18 protein-coding genes and 1 tRNA gene are annotated in these 16,976 nt (G+C 59.3%); 2 read left to right on the top strand and 17 right to left on the bottom strand.

The window, feature by feature from the left end:
- Window positions 1–96: 96 nt before the first annotated feature.
- The 3 genes from KF757_12375 to KF757_12365 all read right to left on the bottom strand — a co-directional run bounded on the left by KF757_12375 (window position 97) and on the right by KF757_12365 (window position 1,515).
- Window positions 97–170, bottom strand: a tRNA-Met gene (locus KF757_12375).
- A gap of 70 nt (window positions 171–240) precedes the next feature.
- Window positions 241–543, bottom strand: a complete 303-nt coding sequence (locus KF757_12370) for a twin-arginine translocase TatA/TatE family subunit (protein MBX3323775.1) — start codon at window positions 541–543, stop codon at window positions 241–243.
- A gap of 57 nt (window positions 544–600) precedes the next feature.
- On the bottom strand, window positions 601–1,515 hold the full coding sequence (locus KF757_12365) for a bifunctional 5,10-methylenetetrahydrofolate dehydrogenase/5,10-methenyltetrahydrofolate cyclohydrolase (GenBank protein ID MBX3323774.1): 915 nt from the start codon (window positions 1,513–1,515) through the stop codon (window positions 601–603).
- 63 nt (window positions 1,516–1,578) lie between these two features.
- On the opposite strand from KF757_12365, the gene ligA reads away from it, so the two are divergent.
- Window positions 1,579–3,768, top strand: a complete 2,190-nt coding sequence (ligA, locus tag KF757_12360) for an NAD-dependent DNA ligase LigA (protein ID MBX3323773.1) — start codon at window positions 1,579–1,581, stop codon at window positions 3,766–3,768.
- Window positions 3,755–4,309: a class IV adenylate cyclase gene (locus KF757_12355; protein ID MBX3323772.1), complete on the top strand. Its 555-nt coding sequence runs from the start codon at window positions 3,755–3,757 to the stop codon at window positions 4,307–4,309. Before ligA ends, KF757_12355 begins: the two co-directional genes overlap by 14 nt.
- On the opposite strand, the gene mnhG is transcribed toward KF757_12355, so the two are convergent.
- From mnhG to KF757_12285, 14 genes are all read right to left on the bottom strand, one after another.
- Window positions 4,243–4,647 (bottom strand): monovalent cation/H(+) antiporter subunit G, encoded by a 405-nt coding sequence (mnhG, locus tag KF757_12350; GenBank protein MBX3323771.1) that lies wholly within the window; start codon window positions 4,645–4,647, stop codon window positions 4,243–4,245. The genes KF757_12355 and mnhG overlap by 67 nt on opposite strands.
- Entirely contained in the window at window positions 4,644–4,931 is a 288-nt protein-coding gene (locus KF757_12345) for a hypothetical protein (protein ID MBX3323770.1), read from the bottom strand. Before KF757_12345 ends, mnhG begins: the two co-directional genes overlap by 4 nt.
- Window positions 4,928–5,392: a Na+/H+ antiporter subunit E gene (locus KF757_12340; GenBank protein ID MBX3323769.1), complete on the bottom strand. Its 465-nt coding sequence runs from the start codon at window positions 5,390–5,392 to the stop codon at window positions 4,928–4,930. Before KF757_12340 ends, KF757_12345 begins: the two co-directional genes overlap by 4 nt.
- Window positions 5,389–6,957 (bottom strand): Na+/H+ antiporter subunit D, encoded by a 1,569-nt coding sequence (locus KF757_12335; protein ID MBX3323768.1) that lies wholly within the window; start codon window positions 6,955–6,957, stop codon window positions 5,389–5,391. The genes KF757_12340 and KF757_12335 overlap by 4 nt, the downstream gene beginning before the upstream one ends.
- Window positions 6,954–7,310, bottom strand: coding sequence for an NADH-quinone oxidoreductase subunit K (locus KF757_12330; protein ID MBX3323767.1), 357 nt, complete (start codon window positions 7,308–7,310; stop codon window positions 6,954–6,956). The genes KF757_12335 and KF757_12330 overlap by 4 nt, the downstream gene beginning before the upstream one ends.
- Entirely contained in the window at window positions 7,307–7,729 is a 423-nt protein-coding gene (locus KF757_12325; protein ID MBX3323766.1) for a Na+/H+ antiporter subunit B, read from the bottom strand. Before KF757_12325 ends, KF757_12330 begins: the two co-directional genes overlap by 4 nt.
- A complete protein-coding gene (locus tag KF757_12320; protein ID MBX3323765.1) occupies window positions 7,726–10,053 on the bottom strand; it encodes a DUF4040 domain-containing protein in 2,328 nt (775 codons plus the stop codon). Before KF757_12320 ends, KF757_12325 begins: the two co-directional genes overlap by 4 nt.
- Before the next feature lie 190 nt (window positions 10,054–10,243).
- Window positions 10,244–11,452 (bottom strand): terpene cyclase/mutase family protein, encoded by a 1,209-nt coding sequence (locus tag KF757_12315; protein ID MBX3323764.1) that lies wholly within the window; start codon window positions 11,450–11,452, stop codon window positions 10,244–10,246.
- Window positions 11,445–12,212, bottom strand: a complete 768-nt coding sequence (locus KF757_12310; GenBank protein ID MBX3323763.1) for a hypothetical protein — start codon at window positions 12,210–12,212, stop codon at window positions 11,445–11,447. The genes KF757_12315 and KF757_12310 overlap by 8 nt, the downstream gene beginning before the upstream one ends.
- Window positions 12,212–13,732, bottom strand: a complete 1,521-nt coding sequence (locus KF757_12305; protein MBX3323762.1) for an acetate--CoA ligase family protein — start codon at window positions 13,730–13,732, stop codon at window positions 12,212–12,214. The genes KF757_12310 and KF757_12305 overlap by 1 nt, the downstream gene beginning before the upstream one ends.
- Before the next feature lie 73 nt (window positions 13,733–13,805).
- Window positions 13,806–14,330 carry a hypothetical protein gene (locus KF757_12300; GenBank protein MBX3323761.1) on the bottom strand — a complete coding sequence of 175 codons (525 nt, stop codon included), beginning with the start codon at window positions 14,328–14,330 and terminating at the stop codon, window positions 13,806–13,808.
- Window positions 14,327–14,914, bottom strand: coding sequence for a hypothetical protein (locus KF757_12295; GenBank protein ID MBX3323760.1), 588 nt, complete (start codon window positions 14,912–14,914; stop codon window positions 14,327–14,329). Before KF757_12295 ends, KF757_12300 begins: the two co-directional genes overlap by 4 nt.
- Window positions 14,911–16,548, bottom strand: coding sequence for a hypothetical protein (locus KF757_12290; protein MBX3323759.1), 1,638 nt, complete (start codon window positions 16,546–16,548; stop codon window positions 14,911–14,913). The genes KF757_12295 and KF757_12290 overlap by 4 nt, the downstream gene beginning before the upstream one ends.
- A gap of 74 nt (window positions 16,549–16,622) precedes the next feature.
- A complete protein-coding gene (locus KF757_12285; protein MBX3323758.1) occupies window positions 16,623–16,943 on the bottom strand; it encodes a hypothetical protein in 321 nt (106 codons plus the stop codon).
- Window positions 16,944–16,976 lie beyond the last annotated feature (33 nt).

The following is a 16,976-nucleotide window of genomic DNA, read 5'->3' as shown; positions in this document are numbered from 1 at the left end:
ATCAAAGGCGGGATTGCACGTGCCCCGGTTGCTGTTCGTTTGTTTCGGCGAAATCGATGCGGGCCGATGAAGTTCTCATACGAACAGAATACGAAATGGCGAGGGGGAGACTTGAACTCCCGACCTGAGGGTTATGAATCCTCCGCTCTAGCCAGCTGAGCTACCTCGCCTTGAGGTGGCGTGATGGTACGCCGGGAAGGCGTTTGGGGTCGAGTTGCAGCCTCGATTCAGTCAAGGGAATCAAGGCGCGGGTTCAGTCGAGGAACGCATTTCTTCGGCCTGGCTGACGCGGCGTTCTTCGCCTGATGGCCCCAGGGGCGGTCGGGCTGAGGAATACTGGTTGCGTGCGGACGCGGGGTCATCTTTGCGGACCTCGTCATCCACATCTTTGAGCCCCTTCTTGAACTCGACGAGCCCCTTGCCGAGGCTTCGCCCGACTTCCGGGAGGCGTCGGCCGAAGAGCAGGAGAAGCACAACGCCGATGATGAGATACTCCATCGGGCCGATGGACTGAAAGAGGCCGAAGGTCAATCCGTGGATCATGATGCTCACTCCGCGAGGTCTGGCTACGCGGTATTCAAGCGGACCCAGCGGGCGGTGTCAATGCGCGGGCGGGTTTGTCGGTGAGTCGGAGGGGGACGTCAGGTGTTCACGGAAGGCCCGCTCGGCGGCCTCGACTACGTTGGAAAGCAGGACTGTGACGGTCATTGGACCGACGCCGCCGGGGACGGGGCTGATGAAGCCTGCGACTGGAGCGACGCGGTCGAAATCGACATCGCCGACAGTTTTTCGGCGACCATCGGGCGTGATGATGCGATTGACGCCGACATCGACGACAATGGCCCCTGGGCGGACCATATCGTGGGTAATGAGGGCAGGAACACCGGCTGCGGCGACAAGCACATCGGCCGAACGGGTGATATCGGCAAGCCCCTGGGTCCATTTGTTGCAACTGATGACGGTGGCCTCGCGGCGCATGAGCAGGACGGCGATTGGTTTGCCGACATGGTTTGAAGCGCCCACGACCACGGCGCGGCGGCCTTGAAGGTCGATGCCTGTAGATTCGATGAGTCGAAGTGCTGAGAGGGCTGTGCAGGGTGCCCAGAGGGATCGGCCGTACACGACGTTGCCGATGTTCGCGGGGTTGACGCCTTCAACGTCCTTCTCGGGTGCGATGGCCTGCTGAATGTCGTAGGGGTCGATGCCTTCGGGGACGGGGAGGTGCATCATGATGGCGTGCACCTGAGAATCAATGCTCAAGGCCGAGATTTTACGCTTGATGTCGTGCAGGGTCGAGGCTTGAGGAAGCAGATGGAGTTCGTAATCGATACCAAGCTGCTGGCATGTGCGGGCTTGGTTGTCGGCATAAATGCGAGCGCCGTTGTCGCCGGATTCGACGAGCACAGCGTCGAGGCGTACGGACTTGCCGCGTTCGAGCAGTTTCTGGACTCGCGCAGCGAGGTCGCGGTGTGCCTGCTCGGCGAGAGTCTTTCCGTCAATGATGGTCGCGGGCATGCGGTCGATGATATCCCTCCCCGGGAGGGTGGTGGCGCAGTACGATGATGCCGAGGTGCGGCGATGCGAGATGCGACAGAGCGAATCGAGGTGCTGCGTGAGCGGCTCAATCAGGCAAACCGGGCGTACTACGTTGACGCCAGGCCGATCATGTCGGATCGCGAGTATGACGAACTGCTTGAAGAACTGGCGAAGTTGGAATCGGCGCACCCGGAACTGGCCGATGATGACAGCCCAACACAACGCGTAGGCGGCGAACCAATCGCAGGATTCGTGCAGCGGGCGCACACCCTGCCGATGCGATCGATCGACAACTCGTATGACTCTGGCGAAATCGCGGCGTGGACGGCGAGGGTTGAGCGGCTGCTGGACGGGTCGCTGTTTTCGAAGCCTGTGTATGTGTGCGATGCGAAGATCGATGGCGTGGCCATTTCGCTGCGCTATGAGCAGGGATCGCTGGTGTATGCGCTGACGCGCGGCGATGGCGTTCAGGGTGATGATGTGACCCACGCGGCGCGAACAATCCGGGCGATTCCGCTCCGACTCGAGGGCGCTGGCATTGATGTGCCCGACGTACTGGAAATTCGTGGCGAGGTGTATTTGCCGATCAAGGAGTTTGAGCGGATCAACGCCGAACGTGAGGCCAAGGATCTTGAACCATTTGCCAACCCTCGCAACGCGTGCGCCGGAACGATCAAGCAACTCGACCCGGTGGCGATCGCGGGGAGGCGACTCGGATTCCGGGCTCATGGGCGAGGGATGATATCGGATGATGACTTTGCTCGGTCGCACTCGGAACTGCTGGCAAAGTTTGCTGTGCTGGGTGTGCCGACCAACTCGATTTGGGCGCAATGCGGCACGGCTGAGGAGATCGCAAGTGCCATAGAGCGCTTTAATCCGCACCGGCACGAGATGGAGTTCGAGACCGATGGGATGGTGGTGCGTGTGGATGCGTTCGCGCAGCAGGAGCAGCTTGGAACGACCAGCAAGAGCCCCCGGTGGGTGATTGCGTACAAGTATCCAGCCGAGCGTAAGACGACCGTGCTGGTGCGTGTCGAGCATCAGGTGGGAAAGAGCGGGAAGATCACGCCTCGGGCGGTGATGGAGCCGGTGCCACTGGCGGGAACAGTGGTGCGGCACGCGACGCTGCACAACTATGGGATCGTGCGGCAGAAAGATCTTCATATCGGCGACACGATCGAGGTTGAAAAGGCTGGCGAAATTATTCCGTATGTGGTGTCGGTGATTGGAGAGAAGAGGCCCAAAGGTGCGCAAAAGGTGTCTGCGCCATCGAGTTGCCCGGCGTGCGGCGGACCGATCGAGATCGAGCCGATTGAAGCAGATGAAGAACAAGGCGGGAACCCACTGCTCGAAACATCGCGGCGCTGCCTGAACCCGGAATGCCCGGCACAAGTGCGCGAACGACTGATCTGGTTTGCAGCGCGCGGGCAAATGGACATCGAAGGACTGGGCGAGCAGACGATCGATCAGATTCGCGCTGGTGGCGTGCCGCTGGATCACTTTGCCGACATTTTCCGACTCAAGGAGCATGAAACGAAACTTCTCGAACTGGAACGGATGGGAGAGAAGAAGCTGGAGAATCTGCTCGCGGGAATCGAAGATGCCAAGGGGCGTGGCATGGCGCGTGTGCTCGCAGGCATGGGGATTCGGCATGTGGGTACTACGACGGCAAAGGCGCTGGCGCGTGCGTTCGCGAGCGTGGATGACCTGCTTGCGGCTCCAATATGGAAGTTGATGCCCATGGCTGTCAACCGCATGAGCAAGGTTCGACGCGCAGCACTGACCGGAAGCGAGGCCGAACTTGAAGAGGTGTACGAGACTGGGCTTGGCGAGGATACCGCACAGGCGGTGCATGCTTTCCTGCACTCGAAGGTTGGTCAGCAGACCTTTGCCGATCTGAAGAGGGTCGGTGTCGTGCTCGAGTCGCTGGACCATGGACCGAGTGCTCAGCGCGGAAGCATGACCGGTGTCTTCGCGGGCAAGACGATCGTGCTCACTGGAACGCTAGAACATTTTGAACGCGCAACGCTGAAGGATCTGCTCGAAACACTCGGGGCCAAGGTAAGCGGTTCGGTTTCGAAAAAGACGGATCTTGTGATCGCGGGTGAGGCTGCGGGCTCGAAGCTGGCGACGGCCCGGGCATTGGGAGTTGCGGTGTGGGATGAGTCGCAGTTGCTCGATGCGCTGCGCCAAGAATCGCCGACGAAGGAATTGCCCGATGCAGAACGTTGAATACAAGTGCGAGTTGCGCGACACGGCGCTGGCAACGGCGATCCTGCGCAGGCTGGGGGCGGCACACATAGCACGCATCGAGCAGCGCGATACATACTTTCGCGTAGCGGACTGCCGCCTGAAGAGGCGCGAAGCCAAGGTGAACGGCCGCCCCGAGCCAGTTGAGTACATTCGATACGAGAGGGCGGATATCGCGCAATCGCGGATCAGTCGATATGCGATTCTGTCCGAGACCGACGCTCTGGCCCGATATGGAACGTCAGTTCTTCCCGTGATGGCTGTGGTCGAAAAGATCAGGGAATTGTGGATGTTCGACTCGGTGCGCGTACACCTGGACGAAGTGGTTGGCCTCGGTTCGTTCCTGGAGTTCGAAGCGATTGTCACGCCTCGGCAGAACGTGGCGCGTTGTCATGCGCGAGTTGCAGAGCTGAAGCAGGCACTCTTGCCAGCGATCGGAGAAGGAATCAGTCGAAGTTACTCGGATATGGTCGGAGGCGAAGGCGCTGGCGGGGAATCGGCTGTAGATCGGGCGACATCCTGAGTACGCTTGGCGCGGTCTTTGGCGTAATCATCGCGGATGGTGCGCTTCCAGAGGGTGGAGCCTGAGGTATACGCAACACGAGCCACGAGGTGCGAAGCAACCGGCGCGGTGAGAAAGAAGAAGAAGACAACCATGACGGCTTCGATGGCGGTAAACGTACGTCCGAAGTGGATTGCGGCAGCGGCAGCGGTACAGGCGACGCCGAGTGTTCCGGCCTTGGTCGCCGACTGCATGCGGGTGAAGACATCGGGCATGCGGAGGAGTCCGACGGATGCCAACACGGAAAATAAGGCTCCGAGCATGACCAGACAGACCACGATGATCTCGCGCGCGGTCATCGCTGTCCCTTTCGATCGAGATAGACGGCGAACGCAGCCGTGCCGAGAAAAAGGACCAAAGCGGCAATGAGCGCGACGCTGATGGCGGCCGGCTGCTGCGCGACCATGGCGTAAACGCAAATGATGGCGACAACGAGAAACCCGATGAGATCGAGCGCGACAACGCGATCGGGAAGCGAGGGCCCAATGATGAGCCTCCATGTTGCGGCCATGATGGCAATGCCCATGATCGCGCCAAAGAGCAGAAAGATCCAGTGTTGAGGATCGCCGGCAGCGGGAATCATCGCAGAGCCTCCATGATGCGCCGCTCAAAGCCGGACTTGACTTCGTTGATCGCTCGCTTCTCGTCCTCGACATGCATGAAGTGGATGTACATGATGCGGTGATCCGGCGAGAGGTCGAGTGTCAGTGTGCCAGGCGTGAGCGTCACGAGAATGGCTAGAAGGGTGATCTCGATATCGCTGAGTTCTTCAAGCGGAACCGCCAGCACCGCAGGATGCAGGCGGTCGAGTCGCGATACGGTGTAGTACGCCACGCGAATGTTGGCAATCACAAGTTCCATGGCAAGAAAAGCGAGCAAGGCGGTGATGCCCCAGAATCGACGGGCGTACGCGCGCCCACTTCGCGAGCACATCGCAAGCCCCGCCAACCCAGCGACAAACCCAACCAGAAGGTTCGCCAGTGAGAAGGGCCCGATGAGCACCGCCCAGACGATGGCAAGCAGAATGTTCGCTGCGAGCATCATGGCGCGGCCTCCGAGAGCGAGCGGGCGCCATCGAGCACAGCATTGATGTACGCATCTGGAGACAGGAGCTGTTCGGCAGCCTGCACTGCGAGAGCCGAGAAGGGCTCTGCGAAGATGCCGATGACTGTCGTGCAGATACACAGGGCAATGATCGGCACGATGAGGCAGAACTGACGGGAGCGCGGGCAGGAGCTGGGGTCGAGGCGATCCACAGGGTCTGGCTCGCCCCAGAACGCGCTGATCCAGATCTTGGTCATCGAGTACAACGTGAGGATGCTGACGCAAAGCGAGACAATCACGATCATGTATGACTGAGCCTCTAGTCCGCTACGGACGAGAATGAGTTTGGCCCAGAATCCCGAGAGGACTGGAATCCCTGCGAGAGAGAGTGCAGAGATCATGAACAGTGATGCAAGGAACGGTCGCGATGCGAGCAGGCCATTGACGCGTGCGAGTTCGGTGGTGCCTCGCTGCTCATAGATTGCGCCTGCAATGAGAAAGAGATTGGTCTTGACGAGAATGTGGTGCAGAATGTAGAAGACAGATCCTGCGAGAGCGAGCACTGCAACGGCGCGCGCCGAAGCCTCGTCGGCATTGTCGACAGCAGCGAGCGCTGTGATCGCAATACCCAGACCCATCAGCATGTACCCGATCTGGCTGACAATGTGGAAGGAGAGGATGCGACGCATATCACTCTGGACGACCGCGCCAAGAACACCAGTGACCATCGTGAACCCCGCGATGATGAGCGTGACCTGCCCAACGACCTCCCATTCTTGATCAAAGAGCAATGTGACGGCGCGAATGAGGGCATAGACGCCGACCTTGGTCAGCAGGCCCGCAAAGAGTGCAGAGACAACGGGTGGCGGCGTGTGATACGAAGCGGGAAGCCAGAAGAAAAACGGAAACGCAGCTGCCTTGATCGCGAACGCGATAAGCAGCAATGCCGAGAGCGCGGTCGGAAGAGCCGGATCGGGATGCGCATCGAGTTTGACCGCCAGGTCGGCCATATTCAGCGTGCCGATCGTGCCATAGATAAGCCCGACCGCGATCAGGAAAAGCAGGGACGAAACAAGATTGAGTGTGACATATTTGATTGCGCCTTCGAGTTGTCCGCGTTGGCCCCCAAGTGTGAGGAGCACGAATGACGAAAGGAGCATGAGTTCAAACCAGACGTAAAGATTGAAAATATCCGCTGTCAGAAAGGCCCCGTTGACTGCCGCGATGAGGCAGAGCGAGAGCGGATACATCCCGTTGCCGGCGCGGAGGCGGTCGATTGCGCCAACCGAGAACACAACAACGCAAAGCCCGACGATCGAGCAGAGCGTCACCATGATGGCCGAAAGAATGTCGGCTGCGAACGAGATGCCAAATGGCGCGACCCATGAGCCGAAGTGCACCACTTGAATCTGGCCGGTACGGGCCACATCGAGCATGGCCACGCTCACAGCAAGAGTGATAGTGCTTGACACGATCGCGATGAACGCCTGCGGGCGCGCCTTGCTCCACAGCATGAGGCACATCGCGGCAGCGGCCATCGGAATGATGACGGGAAGTGCAATCATTGGATGAAGCGATCCGTAGAAGTCATGGCGTCGAGGTCATCGGTCCCAACCTCGTCAAAAGTACGACGGATCAGGACGATGGTAAATGACACTACACCGAAACTGATCACAATGGCTGTCAAGATGAGCGCGCTGGGAAGAGGGTCGGCAAATGGAGGATCAGGTGACTGCGCGCCGACTTCAACAAGCGCCGGTCGGCGCCAACCGGGGACGGCTGCGATGTAGATCAACAGGTTCGCAGCGTGGCTGAGAAGGACCAAACCGATGACGAGTTTCATGAAACTGCGCCGCAGAAGCATGTAAGCTCCTGTGCCAGCCAGCAGGCCGCAGCAAATGGCCATGAGGGTGTTCATCCTTGCCGCTCCTCCAACGTGAACACCATGAGAAGTGTGATGCCAACAACCACGAGGTAAACCCCGATGTCGAAGAAAAGCGGGGTTCCGATCTTCAGCGGGTCGGCGAATCCCGGCGGAATGACAGTGACCCACTGTGCTGTCAGGTAAGGCTGCCCGTTCAGGAATGCTACGGCACCACTGAGAACTGCAATCAGCAGCCCCACAGCCGCGATGGTGCGAGGATGCAGCGCGACGAGTCGACGTGCATCCTGAAGTCCGATGGCAAGCGTGTGGAGCGCGAAACCGGCTGCTGCGAGCAATCCGCCGATGAACCCGCCCCCAGGCTCGTTGTGTCCGCGCAACAGAACGACGACCGACAGGACGAGCATGATCGGCAGCAGCATTCGAGCAGCGACCTGAAAAATGGTGGAGTTCATGCCTTCTCCATAAGCGCTCGCGACGGTCGAATCGTCAGAAGCGTGAAGACCCCCACAGCGGCGATAGCCAGTACGAAAATCTCACCCAGCGTGTCCATCGCCCGAAAATCAACAAGAATGACATTGACGATATTTCGGCCATATGCGCTCGGGACAGAATGCTCGGCATGAAACGCCGAGACTGTCTGTTCAGGAGTTTGAGAAACCGCCAGCAGGGCGTATGAGAAAACAAGCATTCCGACGAGTGTTGCGACAATTGCATCCCACGAGCGTGAGATTCTGCTGGTATAGCGTCCGAGTCTTGGCAGATGGCGAATGACGAGGACGAAGATGATGACAATCAGGGTTTCGACCGCAAACTGCGTGGCGGCGACGTCAGGGGCCCCATGCAGGACGAAAAACAGCGCCAGAGCGAATCCGATTGCGCCGAGAATCGAGATGACGCCCAGTCGGGCCTGCACAAAGGTTGCTCCGAGCGCCGCGGCTGCGATGACAACGAGAAGGATCCAGTCCATGAACTCCGCAATGGTGAAGAGGTTTGGAAAAGTCGCGCCTCGCTGAGTACGAATCATTGAAATGCCGCAAACCGTAACGACTGCGAGCAGCGTAACGCGCGTGTAGGATCGCAGGCTGCCGTTCTGAAGTGTTGCCGTTGACAAGCGTGCCAGCCGCAGCACCACTCCAATGCAGCGCTCCCATATGACTTCGGGACCAATAGCATCAAGCCGCGCAAGCGGGGCAAGCATGGCGCGATACTGATTTCGAATGGCGAACAGCGTGCCGCCCGCAACGAGCGCGAGCACACTCAATCCAGCTGCAAGGTTGACTGGCCAGACCAGTTGCCAGAATCGCAATTCGATTGCCGTCTGATACATGGTGCCGCCAATGGCCGAAGCTACACCACGGCTGAAGACTTCAATCGTCGCCATCGGCAAAATCCCAAACACCAGCCCGCCGAGCGCGAGCATTGCAGGCCCCGCCCACTCACGCCACGAGACTTCGTGCGTATGTGGCGGCTCATTGCCAAAACGACGTGCGAATGGCTTGATCCCAACCTGAATCGCGGCAAAGACAGTGAGGACTGCAGCAATTACGACAGCACCGGCCAGCAACGCCGGCACGAAACTAGAGTCGATTGCCGCTTTAATCAGCAGTTCCTTGGCTGCAAACCCGAGAAACGGCAGCATACCTGCCATCGAGAGGGCGCCAAGAAATGCGCTGCATGCAGTAATGGGCATGCGCGAGCGCAGGCTGTGCAAACCCTCTGTGTCGTACGAGTTCGCCGCATGTGCGACACTGCCAGCGATCAGGAAGAGACATGCCTTGTAGAGTGCGTGCGCGATGAGGTACGCTCCAACTGCTTTCGTCGCACCGAGCCCGATCAGCATCGTGAGCGTGCCAAGCGAACTCACGGTCGAATAGGCAAGGATCTTCTTGAACTCGACAAATCGGGTTGCCATGATCGCGGCGAAGAGCATGGTCGCTCCGCCGAAGGCTACTAGTACTTCTTCCCAGAATGGCGCGCCCGCAAGAGTTGGAGAGAGGCGAGCCATGAGATAGACCCCAGCCTTGACCATCGTCGAGGAATGGAGCAGTGCACTGACGGGCGATGGGGCCTCCATCGCGTTCGGAAGCCAGAAATGGAAGGGGAAAATTGCGCTCTTGGTGAAACACCCAATGAGGATCAGCACCGTCGCGGGCACGATCAATGGCGAAGCGAGCACCTTCGCCCCGTCGAGAGTGCTGATACGAAAGTGCGGCAGATTCAGCTCGCCACCTGCGATCGCCAACAGAACCACACCCGCGAGCAACGAAAGCCCACCGACACTGGTCACGAGGAGTGACTGCCAGGCACAGGCACGCGCACGCTCGCGCTTGAAGTCAAAGCCAATCAGCAGAAATGAGGTGATGCTCGTCAGTTCCCAGAAGATGAACAGTGTGACCAGATCATCAGCAAGGACCAGCCCGAGCATTGCCGCCATGAACGAGATCAACGTGGCATAGAAGCGTGCGATACCCGCTGAGTCTGAAAGATAACTTGAGGTGTAGAGGACCACGATCGCGCCGATGAAGCAGATCAAAAGCGCAAACACCAGCGACAATCCGTCGAGCCGCATTGCGAGTTCAACGCCGAGGGATGGAACCCACTCAAACGCCTGAATAAGTGCCTGGCCATTCAGAACACCCGTAGCCTTCGAAGCAAACCAGGCGCCGATTCCACCAATCGCAATGGCGATTCCGAGCCCGAACTCAGCAGCAAAACGCTTCGGGCACAGCGCACCGACTGCAGCAAGCGCGACAAGAGCAAGGACCGCCAGAATCATCGGATCACTCGCCCCGCCGTCAGTGCGTGAGAATCAGCCCTGTCCACAGAAAGAATGGTCATGCATGCCAGAATTTGCATGAACCAGCGTAGACACCAATGACGTGTTCGTCACCCAACGGAAGTACGAAATCGACCGCGCCGAGCCCCACGTCAAAATCGCCACCCTGGTGCAAATTGCCGAGCCAAAATCACGGATTCTTCGCAGAATCTTCAGGCGTAGCGGGCGGCAGGGGCTGCACCCATCGCGGAGTCGAGCCGAGCGACGGGGCCTGGAGTGCCAGCAACGCCATGGCCGTGCCGTATGCAGCCGATCGCTCAAAAACCCGGTCATTCCACGAGCCATCATCTGCACGCGTCTTCATCAATAGGTCCGTGACTCGGCGTCGATACTCGGCTCGCTCGCGTTGCGGCAGGAGTTCAATCGCCTGTGCCGCAGCAAGGTGTGCGTAGTAGAAGTAGTACGGCGCGACGCCATACGGTGGCTCGTGCGTGCCAGACTTGGCGCGGCGGGCTTCGAGATGATCCCAGTGCACGATAAACGCATCGAGCGCACCGCGAATGTTTGCCTGCGACGATCGGCCAGCGAGAAAGAGCGTTGACTCGGCAATCAGCATGCGCCCAGTCGCACCAGGAACCCCTCCAGCCCGGCGCTCGGTCGCATCACCGGAATACACGAGTTCTCCCGAAGCAGCACGCCCGCGTTCTAGACTCGCCAGCGCCCGTTCAACCACGCCTGAGTCAACGTCGTAGTTCAAACTCGCTGCGAGAAACAACGCCTGCAGCGTGGGTCCGGTCATGAATGGTGATGCGGGACTCACCGCATTTCTCCCCTGTCCGCGCGCATAGTTCCACCCGCCAGCCTGAGGGATTTCGGTGCTCTGGATCGCACTCAGGTAGAAGTGTGTTGCAGCCTTGGCAACATCGCGACGGTCGTCGGGAATCAGGCTTCGCTTCTCGAGTTCGAGCAGCAGCAGGAGCGCATACGTATAGCCCCAACCGCGAACATCGTACCCGCCGTCATATTCGGGATTCATGAGGGCGTGAGATGTCGAAGCTGCGATGAAATCGATGCCGCGCCCCACCGCTTGCAGCCGCGCGTCGTCATCTGCGAACCCCGGCGAGAGCGCAAGCGCAAGACACGCGATGGCCGTCCCACCAACCTTGTATCCGACAGGAATCTGACGCCCAACGCGATAGACACCTTCGTATGGCCATTGGCCGCTGGTTTCATTTTCTTCAAGGCCAACGATGACATCCAGACCCATGCGCACAACCTCGTCATGCGTAATCGCTGTCTGAGCGATTGAACCCTGTGCATCCTCCTGCGCTCTCGCATTTGACCCCCAAACACCAAGTGCGAGCCCCGCGACCAAAACGACAGTCCAGGATTTAGTCATCAATAGTACCTTCCTTCAGCGAAATTACCACGCGGACTCTGGTACCCATCGGCGGAACAGAATACGGATCGGCGATCCAGACTGAGCCGACTGTCGAGTCGGGGCTGAGTGTGGTGCTCCATGCGATCGTCTCCGAGCCGAAGCAGACAAAACTGATGATCGCTCCTTCGGCGTCAGCAGCATATCGCGTTGCGGACCTCGGCGCAAGAGTGTTCATCTCCCATGAACCCGCGAAAGTCCATGATCCGACTGTATTGGCAAGCGGCACATCGTCCAACGCCCTGAGCACCCACTGCGCAGGATCGACCGCCACCACCACGCCCGCACCATCCTCGTACTCGATCCGCAACGCGATGTCGGCACCTGTCGCTGGATATGGCACAAGTTGTTCAGATTCAAAACTCCATCCACCAGGCGAACCAGGCTCCAGACCGATCATGAGCATCGCCGCGTGAACATGCGATGGCAGGACCTCGGCCAATACGAGAGATTCGTGCTCCTTCGAGTCTGGAGCACAGACCACCGCTTCAACAATCACCGGACTCCAGAGCGAGCCATCTTCCGGATCACGGGCCTGGATCGGCACAACGCCCTCAAACACAACAACACCAGCGGCCCTATCCACAAATACCCCCGGAAGAATCTCAACCATTCCGATCTTGAGAGTCGCTTCGGAAATTCTGTTCTTCGCACACGCAGGCAACACCGTCGCCACCAGCGCGATCAAGGGCAGATACAAGAGTTGCTCGCTCTGACGCATTATGCCAAACCGGGGATGTCGAGTTCGACAAAGATGTGCGGCACGCTCGCAAGCCGCGCCTCGACTTCGCACGCCAGAAGTTCGGAATCACGCTTGGCAAATTCCTCCGCCTCCATCGCAGGCCGCAACATCGGACCCTCGGCATACATCGAACCCATGGACAGCGATGCAATGGTGGCCGCGGCGTCTGCATCGATTGCAACGTCGTCGATCCACAGATATCCACCCTTAATGGCGACACTTCGGCACGCCCCGACGTAATTCGGGACTCGGGGCCTCCTAGGCTGCCACAACCCGACACCAGCCGCGAGCGACGCTTGCACCAGTGACGCAAATCGCTGCGCAATCACGCGAGGCGAATCGTCCTTGCGATATCCCTCAACAATCGACGGCAGTGTCGCAGCCACACGGTGCAGAATATCTACCGCCCGATCTTCTCCGTTCCCGCCTACTCGAATCACGGCAGGAATCGTCAGATTGAGTTCCCAGAAGGCCTTGGCCAATCCATACGCGCTCCAGAACTGTTCCTGACTCGCAACCCCGGAGCCCGAACCAAAATACCCGCACAACCCGGGCTGACTCAGGATCACCCGAGCTGCGCGATACACCTTGCTCGCCGAAGGGTTGCCCGAAGTGTCAGTAAAATTTGCGATCGTGAATCCCTCAGCCACAATCGCATCCATGCTCATCATCGATCCGCCGCCGCCAGCCCCATGAAACCCTACGAGGCCCTTGCTCGACGGTGCCGACACCGTGTTGAGCTGCGCAAAGTAGAACGTGCCCCGATGGTCGCTTTCCTCGATTTTGTAAGCGATGCGCTCAAGCTCCGTAGGCGGGTGATCAAGTTCGCGTGCAATGTCGATGCCGAGATCTGGATGGCGAAAGACCGCATAGTCATCGATCGTCAGGCGACAATCAGCCGCCATGACCTTCCCATCAGTTGTGATGACCAGCGGGTTGATTTCCACCGAGCGGGCTTCGTGTGATCGTGCAACTTCGAACACCCGACGCAGAGATTCTGCAATCGCAGTCTGAGACTGCACATCGAGCGACGAACCGGCAAGAAACGCATCGATCTCATCCACTCGCGGCCCGCCGGTGACATCACACCCGATCCGATGAACCTGCGACGCACGCTCCTCAATCCCCGAACCCCCGATCTCCGAAACGAGCAGAACAGGCTCGCGCGCTCGATCATCAAGCGAGAACGACACGAAGAGTTCATTGCGAATGTCAATCCGCTCTTCAACGAGCACACACTCGACAGGAAAACTGCCGACCATCATGCCGAGCATCGCTGCAGCGTGCTGTTCCGCCTCACCGGGAGTCGCAGCAAACTTCACCCCGCCGATGGCCTTGCGCCCTGTTGTCCATGCCTGGATCTTGAGCACAACCGGCCCCCCGAGCGAGGCAGCGATCGTGCGCGCCTGCTCAGGCGTTGACGCCACGCCACCACGCGGGATCAGAAAATCGTGATCAGCGAGAAGTTTCTTGCCTTGGTATTCGTGCAATCGCGCCATGCCATGCATCCCTCGGCCCGGCCAATAAGGCACAAAGGCCAGTGAGGGCGATCATAGCGCAAGCCTCAGGAGCTCAAGGCCGCGAGCGATTGATGTTGATCGTCGCCCGTCGCCCGTCCGCATGCTCGATCACAATGCCTTGCGTCGTGATCTCTACAAGTTTCCAGCCTGTCCCGCCGAGGCGATCCCCAACCTTGCGGGGCTGGCCTTCTATGACCGCGATGGGTTGCCGCCCAGCAACCACGGCTGAAACGACAAGAGCCGGAATCGGCTCTACCGTGGGCTCGGCCTGCTCTGGACTCTGATCCGCCGGCAGATCCGCCATGCCACTGAAGTCGGGGCTCTGCCGCAGAAACGGATCTGGAGCCGACGCAAGATCAATCTCAGCTACACGCACGCTCACAGCCCGTTGCGTCGCTGTCACTGGCCTCGATTCGATGCGTGTAACACTCGGCACAGGCTCGATCATTGGTGTCGATGCCGACGCCGTCGCCGGACCCGACGACTGGGTCCACACCTGAAACCCGACCAGTGCCAGCCCCGGCCCGACCAGCGCGATGGCGCATTGAAGCGTCTCCAGGCGATTGGTAATCATCATGGCAACTCCTTCATTGCAGCGAAGAGGCCTGAGACTCCGACATGCTCCGTTACAAGATGTGCATGCACAACGCTGCCGTCACTCATCGTCGATGCCGGGTTCATCCGCACTGAAGTGACCCGAGTCAGACCCATGCTCGTCTGTGTCAGTTCAATAAAGGCCAGAATCCTGTCATACGCCCCTCGCAACTCGACGACGTAACCACTATGCAGCAATCGAGCCTGACCATCATCCGTGCGTACTCCTGTGCGGCTCGGCTCGATGCGGTCAATGCTCACGCCCGCGATCAATGCCAGTTCGTCGAACATCTTGTACACCGCTGTCGAATCGCCCGATATTGCCCACAATGATTCGTACTCCTGAGCGATGGCCTTGAACTCGTTCATCAGAAGAACCGGGTCGACCTCGGCCCGCGCAATCTCCTCGAGCCCCTGGGCAACAAGCACCTGCTGGCTTTCGAGTTCTTTTGCCTTTCGGCCAAGCTCCTGCATCATGGGCGCAACCATGACCGACCACAGCGCAACGCATCCAAACGCACCCGCGACCGTGAGCATGATCGGTCGCCTCACCAGTTGCACAATCATTGCAAAACCTCCGCGTGCAGACGCGTGAAATCAACAGATTCAAGAACGATGCGCAACCTGAACTGGTGCGACTCGTGACCATCGACTTCCATCAGGCGGCGAGAAACGACCTCGACATTCCTGACCAGCGCCGAAGCAGTCAGCACGCGGATGAACTCATTCAGATCCGCTCCCTCATTGCCCGCATCGGCAACCCCCGATACGACGATGACAGGGGTGCGGTCCTCGATCATCCCGCGCAACTCAATCAGCCCGACACGCGCCTCACCTGCAAGCGCTACTTCAGTGAGACAAGCCTGCCAGTCAGGCTGATTTCCCCTGTACTGATCGATGATGCCGCGAGCCTTCACGATGTCCAGTTTCGTTGTCGCTGCCTCGGACGACATGACCGCAAACAGCTCGCACCGGTCAAGATCGGCTTCACCAGCAACGAGAGCAGTGTCGATTGCACTCATCTGCATTCCCGTCCATGCTATCTGCCCGCCCAGCAACGCCACGCCAAGTCCGGCCCCAATGAGCGAACACTTGCGAACTCGCGTCACGGTCTGTTCATGAAGGGTCATGAGTGAAGTGAGTCGAAGACTCGTCGCAGCCTTGCTCGAAAGCCACGCACTGGCCAGTGCATCAGCCGACGAACCCTCAATCGTCTCGACTTCAACATTGAGCGCATCGGCAATGATCGCTGAAAGACCAGGAATCTCGCACCCTGCACCCGCCATTTTGAGCACAACTCCACTCGTGCTCACGTGTCTTCCACTGAGTCTGAATGATTGCCGAAGTTCCACATACAGCCTCTGAAGCACCGGTTGAAGCAGTGGCAGCACGCTCCGCATGTCCAACTCGCCATAGTTGGCCGACTCATTTGCCGAGTGTGGCAAGCCATGTTGCATGAGCAGTTCGTACGCGCGGTCAGGCGTGATGCCAGCGGCCCGGCCAGCCTCGGATGACTGCGATCCTTTGACCAGTGATTCGACGATGTGCTGTACGCCAACCTCAAACGTCCGCAGCACCTGCATCCTGCCTTCACGCACCGAAACCACCACCGTACGATGGCGGTCGATAGCGAATAGCCGTGCATCTTCACCTCGCGACAGATGTCTTGCCGCATCGTCGGCGAGTTTCGAAAGCAACGCGCCGCTGGCTGGTACGATTCCGATCACTCGCAACGACACACGCTCTGCCCACTCGGTGAGCCGCTGCACGACCGACTCTTCGCTCGCGACAACGATCAATTGCGAACGGCGCACACCAGCCGAGTCACTGACTTCGCCCAGCGCACGCACTGCAATGCACGGCGAATCCGCAGCGACCTGGACGCGATCCGAGATTGCCAGCCTCGCTGCATGAACCGCCTCCGACCCGCGCGCCGGTACTTCCATCATTTCCGCTGTCGATTGCGGACTCTCGAACAGAATCACCGCCCGATCGCCCGGTTCCGCACGCACGCGCGCCATCGCTCGCTCAAGCGGCTCATGCAACGTGCGCAGCCCCTGCTCCCAATGCCCAGCCCAATCGACGGGTGACAGATGCTCCGACGATGTGCGCACAATCGCGCCCCCACGCACCACGCTGACGGTCAATCGACCGGGCTCCAGACTGATTAGTATTTTCGCTTTTGCGAATGCTCCTGGCATGGGTACAAACCCCTCCTGTCCATGATCTCAATCGTCCATTTACCCAACGCACTTTGCATTGCGAGTGAATACCGTTACTCAACAATCAATGCGACTCTCCGCCGGGCACGCCCCGACACGCCTTCGATCACCACGAGTTCCCCATCACCCACCTCTGGCGACTCCACAAACAACACCGTCTGGCTTCCAAACGAAACCTGCGACCCCGAGTCAGGCACATGACCGGCAACGTCGAGTCGCATCCACATCATCGCGCCAGAGTCCGCAGCCGCAGCCGCTCTCAGCGCTTCAAGCCTCAGCGACTGAATATCCGACTCACGCGAGCCCGATCGCACTGCCCCGATCATGGCCAGATGCACAATTGCGAGCATGACGATGACTGCCGCAAGTGCCATCCCTCGTCGCGATTTCCTGCTCCGGGCTTGTGC

The organism is Phycisphaeraceae bacterium (assembly GCA_019636795.1).
In the GTDB taxonomy this organism is placed as follows: Bacteria; Planctomycetota; Phycisphaerae; order Phycisphaerales; family UBA1924; genus JAHBWW01.
Note: the sequence above shows the minus strand (reverse complement) of the source record. Positions and strands in the feature narration are given on the sequence as shown.

Bases quoted from the DNA above. Each gene is read 5' to 3' on its own strand.
- KF757_12340 (MBX3323769.1), bottom strand. From the start codon at position 5,392: ATGATGCTCGCAGCGAACATTCTGCTTGCCATCGTCTGGGCGGTGCTC.
- KF757_12285 (MBX3323758.1), bottom strand. From the start codon at position 16,943: ATGGCACTTGCGGCAGTCATCGTCATGCTCGCAATTGTGCATCTGGCC.
- KF757_12300 (MBX3323761.1), bottom strand. From the start codon at position 14,330: ATGATGATTACCAATCGCCTGGAGACGCTTCAATGCGCCATCGCGCTG.
- KF757_12310 (MBX3323763.1), bottom strand. From the start codon at position 12,212: ATGCGTCAGAGCGAGCAACTCTTGTATCTGCCCTTGATCGCGCTGGTG.
- mnhG (MBX3323771.1), bottom strand. From the start codon at position 4,647: ATGACCGCGCGCGAGATCATCGTGGTCTGTCTGGTCATGCTCGGAGCC.
- KF757_12365 (MBX3323774.1), bottom strand. From the start codon at position 1,515: ATGCCCGCGACCATCATTGACGGAAAGACTCTCGCCGAGCAGGCACAC.
- KF757_12355 (MBX3323772.1), top strand. From the start codon at position 3,755: ATGCAGAACGTTGAATACAAGTGCGAGTTGCGCGACACGGCGCTGGCA.
- ligA (MBX3323773.1), top strand. From the start codon at position 1,579: ATGCGAGATGCGACAGAGCGAATCGAGGTGCTGCGTGAGCGGCTCAAT.
- KF757_12330 (MBX3323767.1), bottom strand. From the start codon at position 7,310: ATGAACACCCTCATGGCCATTTGCTGCGGCCTGCTGGCTGGCACAGGA.
- KF757_12325 (MBX3323766.1), bottom strand. From the start codon at position 7,729: ATGAACTCCACCATTTTTCAGGTCGCTGCTCGAATGCTGCTGCCGATC.
- KF757_12370 (MBX3323775.1), bottom strand. From the start codon at position 543: ATGATCCACGGATTGACCTTCGGCCTCTTTCAGTCCATCGGCCCGATG.
- KF757_12305 (MBX3323762.1), bottom strand. From the start codon at position 13,732: ATGGCGCGATTGCACGAATACCAAGGCAAGAAACTTCTCGCTGATCAC.
- KF757_12335 (MBX3323768.1), bottom strand. From the start codon at position 6,957: ATGATTGCACTTCCCGTCATCATTCCGATGGCCGCTGCCGCGATGTGC.
- KF757_12290 (MBX3323759.1), bottom strand. From the start codon at position 16,548: ATGCCAGGAGCATTCGCAAAAGCGAAAATACTAATCAGTCTGGAGCCC.
- KF757_12295 (MBX3323760.1), bottom strand. From the start codon at position 14,914: ATGATTGTGCAACTGGTGAGGCGACCGATCATGCTCACGGTCGCGGGT.
- KF757_12345 (MBX3323770.1), bottom strand. From the start codon at position 4,931: ATGATTCCCGCTGCCGGCGATCCTCAACACTGGATCTTTCTGCTCTTT.
- KF757_12320 (MBX3323765.1), bottom strand. From the start codon at position 10,053: ATGATTCTGGCGGTCCTTGCTCTTGTCGCGCTTGCTGCAGTCGGTGCG.
- KF757_12315 (MBX3323764.1), bottom strand. From the start codon at position 11,452: ATGACTAAATCCTGGACTGTCGTTTTGGTCGCGGGGCTCGCACTTGGT.